The following is a 6798-nucleotide window of genomic DNA, read 5'->3' as shown; positions in this document are numbered from 1 at the left end:
ATCTCCCATCGCGCTGCGCGCGATGACAGCGAACGCCCGTGCTGCGCACGGGCGTTCCGCTCCCGCTTTGCGGCAGCGGAAGCGGCTCGCTTTGCTCGCACGCCTAACCTGCCTGCTGCGCAGGCAGGTTGATGCTCCCTCCGCTTCACTCCGGGAGCAGAACGCCCCGCACTGCGGGGCGTAGCCGGCCTTCGGCCGGCCGGTGGCCTCCGCTGCGCTCCAGCCACCCGTGACGCTCCGCGCCCCTGCGGCGTGCCGCGCTTCGCGCTGCCCGCCTGACGGGCCTTACGGCCCTGGCATCAGCGGAAGAGTGGGGTTGTGGCGGTCGGAGAGGGCGCGGGTTCGGCTGTCGTGGGGGGCAGGTGACTGACCGTCAGGGGGTGGCTTACTGGTCGGGAGCCAGTTCTGCTGTGCAGGGGTCAGCCTATTGTGCTTCAAAATGTGACTCGGATGGATTCTGGAAAAGATCACGGCTCCCGGAACGGGACCTCCGCACCGTTGTCACCGAACAGGTGGAGCCGCCTGTCACCGGCCGGCGCGCGGAACCGTGGAAGCCACCGCAGAGAGTACGCCCGAGGAGACCGTGTCTGATACCTCCCGCACGGGTGAACTCGGAGCCTCACGCAACACGCCACCTGGGCAGGCTTCCTGAGTGCAGCACCAGGTTTACCTGGTCTCCGGGCGCGGATGGAGGATAGGTCAACTGTGTACCCAGCATCCGTGCTGATCGGCAGTCACCACCTGGCGTACGGTGTGCGTTTGGGCTTGTAGCCGGGTGGCTGGGGGCAGCCCTGCATGTCTTCGGGCATGGCCCAGGGCAGGTAGTAGTGGGCGTTACTGAGGGGCCTTCCCCCGTGATGGTGGACACGCGTTCGTTGATCACGCGGCGAGCGTGAGCTTAGCGGCGTGGTGTCGGCGTTCGTATTCGTCGGGGCTGAGGTGGCCGTTGGCGGAGTGCCGGCGGCGGGTGTTGTAGCGGGTCAGCCAGGCGAAGACCGTCCTTCTGCAGGTGGTGGCATCGCTGTAGTCGTGGGCGCCCTGGAGGGTCTCGCGTTTCAGGGACGCGTGGAAGCTCTCGCAGGCCGCGTTGTCCGCGCTCGTGCCGACCGCGCCCATCGACCGGGTGACCCCCAGCTGGGTGCAGAGGTCGGCGAAGGCCCGGGATCCGTATTGAGCTCCGTGATCGGAGTGGAAGAGCGAGCCGTCCAGACCGCCGCGAGTGCGGGCGGCCATGCGGAGGGCGTCGGCGACCAGGTCAGTGCGCATGTGGTCGGCGATGGACCAGCCGACGACCCTGCGGCTGAAGCAGTCCAGGACGGTCGCGAGGTAGAGGAACTCCCCGCCCGTCAGAGGACGGTAGGTGATGTCCCCCATGTATTTCCAGCCCGGTTCCGAGGCGGTGAAGTCCCGCTGAAACAGGTCCGGAACCAGCGTGGCGGCCGGGTCGGGGACGGTGGTGCGGACGCGTCAGCGCAGACGGATGCCCGTAATCGAGAACGCCCGCATCACCCGGGCGACGCGTTTCTCGTTGACCGGCAGGCCCTTCTCCCTCAGCTCGGCGGTCACCCTCGGTGAGCCATAGGTGCCGCCGGACTCGCCGTGGACCTCGCGGATCTCCTCGGCCAGGGCCCGGTCCCTGTGCTGCCGGGCCGCCCTGGCCTGCCGGCCGGAGAGCCACTTGTAGTAGCTGGACCTGTTGAGTTCCAGGACCTCGCAAAGCCGCTTCACCGCGTAGGTGGCCCGGTGGTCGTCGACGAACTGGAAGCGGCTCCTCACCAGTTCGTCTCCCCGGCGAAATATTTGGCCGCCTTGCGGAGTATGTCTCGCTCGGTCGCAAGCTTGCGCTCACTCGCCTCGAGCTCGGCGACCCGGGCTTCGAGCTGTCGGATCCGCTCGTCCGGATCGGCCGACGATGCTGCCGCCCCGGCCCGGGCCGGCGTCTCACCGGCCGTCGTAGGGGTAGCGGCGACACCGCGGCGTTCGCGGTCCCGCAGTACCCACTCGCGCAAGGTGGCCCGGTTGATGCCCAGGTCGGCGGCGATGCTCTTGTACGTCGCCCCGGGTGTGGACTCGTACAGGGCCACGGCATCGGCCTTGAACTCGTCCGAGTAGTCCTTCATCGCCATCGGCGGTGGTCTCGCTTTCTCCGGATCAAGCAGATCCAGTATCAGCGTGTCCACCACTCAGGGGGAGGCTCCCAGTTCCTGCCCCGACAGCGCCACCACCCCCACCCGCTGAATTCCCTCGGGTCCCGGCTTCGTGCTCGCACGAGACCTCGCGGGGCCTCACTCATGACAGCGCGCACACCGCACGCCTGACAGAACAAACCGGGAAACCCTGACAGAACCGGCTCTTCTGCTGTATACGCGGGACTACAACCGCAGCCCACGACCGTCCACGCCGACCGTTCCGGACACGGACATCGACCAAGGGCATCCCGCGGTGCGGTGGGACGGCCGATGCGCATCACATGAGCGCCATACACCGCTCGACCTGGATGCCCACGGAAGACCGGAACTACCTACGGTTCACAAGGACCGAACAGCTCCCACCGCTCCGAAAACGCACCAACCCCGGACACCAAACGGCTAACAGACACCACACCCCACCGACAGCACCGAAACCGCAAGCTTGTCAGCAGACAAACCGCAGCCAAGACACCAAGATCCCCAGACACCAAGCACCCGACCAGCCACAACACCAACTGACATCGACGCAGTCACCCACTGACAAAAAACCGCAGCTCATCAGTTGGTGCGTTCGGGAGGTTTTCACTTGGTAAGGGGACGCTCTCGATCTGCGCATTGTGCAGGTGTGCCGGCCAGGTCTTCACTGACCGCGTGAGCAGCACGAGTGGTGACCATCGGTTGGGCAGCGGTCGGGTCCGTGTGCGGGATGTCGATGTGCGGTTCATCGGCGCGAACGGTCTGCCGGAGCAGCGGTCGTGGCTGGAGGTGGCCGCGGAACTGGTTCCGGCCGACTGCCCGCCGGTGCGTGGTTTCGTGGTGCGCCGGGGCAAGGGGTTGGCTCCCGGTTGGTGGTGGGCGGCCACCACGGGTCGGTTGGTGGCCTACGGGAGCACCGCGATGAGGGACCGTCTGATGCTGCTGGACCGGGACCGTCAGGTGGTGGGGCTGGCGTGCCGTCCGCTGGAATTCGTATGGCGGGACGGCGGGCGGGTTGTGGCCCATGCTCCGCAGTTGGCTGCACGCCTTGCTGACGGAGGACACGTGCTCGTCGACTGCCATGGTGCTGGTGGCCCGCCGCGTCGGCTTGCCTGCGTGCAAGCTGTGTTGGAGGAATGTGTGCAGGAGGCGGGCTGGGAGTACCGGGTCGAGCCTGCTGCGGATCCGGTGGTGGTAGCCAATGTGCGCTGGCTGTCGGGTTACCGGCATCCGCGCTGTGCGGGTGGTGTCCGTCCGGGCCGGTTGCGTGATGTCTTCGCGTGTCGGCGGTCCTTGGTGGAGGGGGCTGCGGCGCTCGGTGATGTGGTCCGGACGTTGCCGGTCGTCTATCACGGCTTGTGGAGTGGGGAGCTGACTGCGGCGCTGGACCGGCCGCTCACCGAAGGCACCCTGGTTGCCGCGGCCGGGCGGCGCGGGCGGTGAGCGGTGTGCGGCATGTGGTGGAGGTGGGTGACCAGGTCCGGTTCGCCGGTGGGTCCAGCCCGCCAGTCCGTTCAGAGCCCAGGGAGCGGGTCGGCAATCGTGGGGTCCGTCAGGTTTCCGACGATCTGGCGTGCGGTGTGCGGTTCTACCCGCGTGCGGGGGCGTCTGTCTGGTCAGGGAGCGTCGCGGCCGCCGAGAGGCCGGCCGGATTGACGCGGGCCTGTTGGGCGAGGAGGTCGGCGAAGGCCACGGTGAGGGGGTCGGGGCGGGTGCGGGTGTAGGCGGTGAGGGTGCGGCGGATTGGAGGGTCGGGGCGGAGCAGGAGGCCGTCGAACTGCGGCGGGATGATGTTGGCTGGCACCAGGGCCGGGCCGAGCCCGGCGGCGGCGAGCAGGGGTGCGGCGGAGGTCTGTTCGGCGCGGATCGCCGCCTGGGGGTGGAAGCCCGCCTGGGCGCAGGCGTGGTCGAGCAGGTCGGCGAGGCCGTTGTCGGGGGCGTAGTGGACCCAGGCGCGGTCGGCGAGATCGGTGAGTGCGACCGTGGCGGTGGGGCTGGCGGCCAGCGGGTCGTCGGTGGGCAGGACGATCGTGAACTCCTCGACGCCGAGCTCGCGGATCGGTCCCTCCCAACTGACGGGCGCGGGGCCGATGGCGAGGTCGGCGCGGCCTGCGGTCATGGCGTCCTGGAGCCGGTCGGCGTGCGGGTACTCGCGCAGCCGGATCCGTACGCCGGGGTGCTGGTGGCGCCAGAGCCGCAGGACGGGCGGCAGGATGCCGAGGCTGACCGAGTAGATGGCGGCGACCTCCAGCTCGCCCTCCTCCAGGCCCGCTGTACGCCGGGCCACCGTGTGCAGGCGCTCGGCCTCGGCCAGCGCGGCGCGGGCATGCGGCAACACCGCGCGCCCCATCGGGGTGAGCCGCACCGAGCGCGGAAGCCGTTCGAGCAGCGGGCCGCCGACCGTGCTCTCCAGGGCCCGTATCTGGTGGGAGAGCGCGGGCTGGGTGACGTGCAACTGCTCGGCCGCTCGGGTGAACGAGCCGGTGTCGACCACGGTGGTCAGGTACTCGAGCTGCCTGAGCGTCGGTATCGCCATGAGCGGATTTTATCACTGAGGTAGAAAACAAGCCTTGGACTCATCACAGGAGGCCGGGAGAGGGTCGTGGTGTGGCCACCGCAAGGGATAGCGGGCGGCCGATCCCCGATGACTCGAAGGAGTTCTCTCATGTCCGATGGCACGCCTCTCCAGGGGCAGCGGATCGTTGTGGTGGGCGCGGGTTCGCGCACCGGACGGGCCCTCGCCAGGGCCGCTTCGGCTGCCGGTGCAACCGTCGTGCTGGCCGGCCCGGATCCGCGCAAGCTGGAATGGACGGCCGGCGAGCTGTCCGGGCCGTCCGAGGTGATCGCACTCGATCTCGCCGACGAACGGTCGATCGCCGGCTTCGCCGGGACGGTCGGCCGGTTCGACCACCTGGTCTCGACCGCCGCGATGCCTGCCAACGGCCCACTGAAGGACCTCGAACTCGCCGACGTGCAACGGGCGTTCGCTGCCAAGGTGATCGGCCCGATGCTGCTGGCCAAGCACCTGGCCGAACAGGTGTCCGAGCGCGGCTCGTTCACCTTCTTCTCCGGTGTGGCCGCCTGGCGCCCGGCGCCGGCGCGCACGGTGATGGCCACCACCAACGGTGCGCTGGCCTTCCTGGTGCAGGCACTGGCGGTGGAGATCGCCCCGGTCCGGGTCAACGCGGTCTCCCCCGGCATCGTCGACACCGGCTCCTGGGACGGCCTGGGCGCCGACAAGGAAGCGTTCCTGCGCGGGGTGGCCGAGCGCAATCCGGCCCGCCGGGTCGGCAGCCCGGAAGACCTGGTCAAGGCCGTGTTCTACGCCATCGACAACCCGTACGTCACCGGCACCGTGCTGCACGTCGACGGCGGCGGCCGCCTCGCGTGACCTCCGGACCGCCGCCTCGGCGCCGGTTCGGCCCGGCGCCCGAGGCGGCGGTCGACCACTTCGTCCGCAAGGTTCGGCCTGGTCGGAACGACCGGCCGGCCACCCTGGCACGCCCGAAACCGGAAACGTGCCCGGCTGATTCGAGGAGTCACACTCATGCGTTCACGCACCCTGATCCGAACCGCCGCCATCACCGCAGTGGTGGCAAGCCTGGCGGGCGGTACCGCCGCGTCCTCCTACGCCCACGACAACCGGCGCCACCAGTCCCCGCACGCCTGGCCGCAGCGCCTCATCGACCGCTCGCCCGATCTGGTCCAGCCGGAGGCGCTCACCGTGGACCGCTCGATCGGCGCGCGGCGCGCAGCCCAGGAGGTCAACCTGGCCCAGCAGTTGTACACGTTCTGGAACACCGGGCAGCAGAAGTACCTGGACGCGGCGGTCAGCCCGCGGTTCAAGGACAACACGCTGCCGGCCGGCCGCAGGGCCCCACCGGCCCGGTCTTCGCCTCGAAGAACTTCCGCACCGCCGTACCGGACCTGACCTGCGAGCTGTCCGACGTGCTGGTCACCGGCGACGAGATCACCGCTCGGCTGGTCTTCCGCGGCCACTTCACCGGCACCTTCAACGACGTCCAGGGCAATGGCCAGAACGTCGACTTCAACGCCATCGACATCCAGCACGTCGGCACCGACAAGATCATCGAGGACTGGCACATCGAGGACAACGAGAGGTTGCTGACCCAGCTGGGCGTCAACAGCTGACGTCCCTCATCCCGTACGACCTCGCCCGAAAGGCAACTACTCCCCGATGAACACTGACGACATGTCCGACCTCCCACTCGCCGGCACTCTGGTCGCCGTCGGCTTCCAGGGCTGGACACCCGCGCTGCGCGAGGAGTTCGAGCAGAACGCGAGCAACGGCCGGGTCGGCCGGCGGCTGCTCAGCGAGAGCGCACGCGTGCGGGTGTGGAGCATCCGGCTCGCACCCGGCGAGCGGGTGACCGCCCACCGCCACGTCCTGGACTACTTCTGGACGGCCCACACGGCGGGCCGCAGCCGTCAGCACACCTACGACGGCACCACCCGCATCGTGGACTACACCCCGGGCGAGACCCGCCACTACACCTTCGGGCCCGGCCGGTACCTCCTGCACGACCTGGAGAACATCGGCACCACGAGCCTGGAGTTCACCACCGTGGAGTTCAAGGACGGCGCCAACCCACCCCTGGACCTTTGACTGATC

At 69.1% G+C, this 6798-nt stretch carries 5 protein-coding genes and 1 pseudogene; 4 read left to right on the top strand and 2 right to left on the bottom strand.

The window, feature by feature from the left end:
- Positions 1-879 precede the first annotated feature (879 nt).
- A pseudogene (locus tag ACH47Z_RS44065) lies at positions 880-2126 on the bottom strand (IS3 family transposase).
- 714 nt (positions 2127-2840) lie between these two features.
- Between ACH47Z_RS44065 and ACH47Z_RS44060 the strand changes: the two are divergent.
- The gene (locus ACH47Z_RS44060; RefSeq protein WP_399085263.1) at positions 2841-3608 is read left to right on the top strand and encodes a TnsA-like heteromeric transposase endonuclease subunit; all 768 of its coding nucleotides are present in this window, start codon (positions 2841-2843) and stop codon (positions 3606-3608) included.
- A 145-nt stretch (positions 3609-3753) separates the two neighbouring features.
- Here the strand turns inward: ACH47Z_RS44060 and ACH47Z_RS44055 are convergent, their stop codons facing one another.
- Positions 3754-4695 (bottom strand): LysR family transcriptional regulator, encoded by a 942-nt coding sequence (locus ACH47Z_RS44055; protein ID WP_399085272.1) that lies wholly within the window; start codon positions 4693-4695, stop codon positions 3754-3756.
- A 135-nt stretch (positions 4696-4830) separates the two neighbouring features.
- Between ACH47Z_RS44055 and ACH47Z_RS44050 the strand changes: the two genes are divergently transcribed.
- From ACH47Z_RS44050 to ACH47Z_RS44040, 3 genes are all read left to right on the top strand, one after another.
- Positions 4831-5556: an SDR family oxidoreductase gene (locus ACH47Z_RS44050; protein ID WP_399085260.1), complete on the top strand. Its 726-nt coding sequence runs from the start codon at positions 4831-4833 to the stop codon at positions 5554-5556.
- Positions 5553-6317: an ester cyclase gene (locus ACH47Z_RS44045; protein WP_399085257.1), complete on the top strand. Its 765-nt coding sequence runs from the start codon at positions 5553-5555 to the stop codon at positions 6315-6317. The genes ACH47Z_RS44050 and ACH47Z_RS44045 overlap by 4 nt, the downstream gene beginning before the upstream one ends.
- Positions 6318-6378: 61 nt before the next feature.
- Positions 6379-6792 carry a hypothetical protein gene (locus ACH47Z_RS44040; RefSeq protein ID WP_399085255.1) on the top strand — a complete coding sequence of 138 codons (414 nt, stop codon included), beginning with the start codon at positions 6379-6381 and terminating at the stop codon, positions 6790-6792.
- The last annotated feature ends 6 nt before the right edge of the window (positions 6793-6798 follow it).

Source organism: Streptomyces sp. NPDC020192, from assembly GCF_044388685.1.
GTDB lineage: Bacteria > Actinomycetota > Actinomycetes > Streptomycetales > Streptomycetaceae > Streptomyces.
This window is presented reverse-complemented; position numbering and strand designations above follow the sequence as displayed.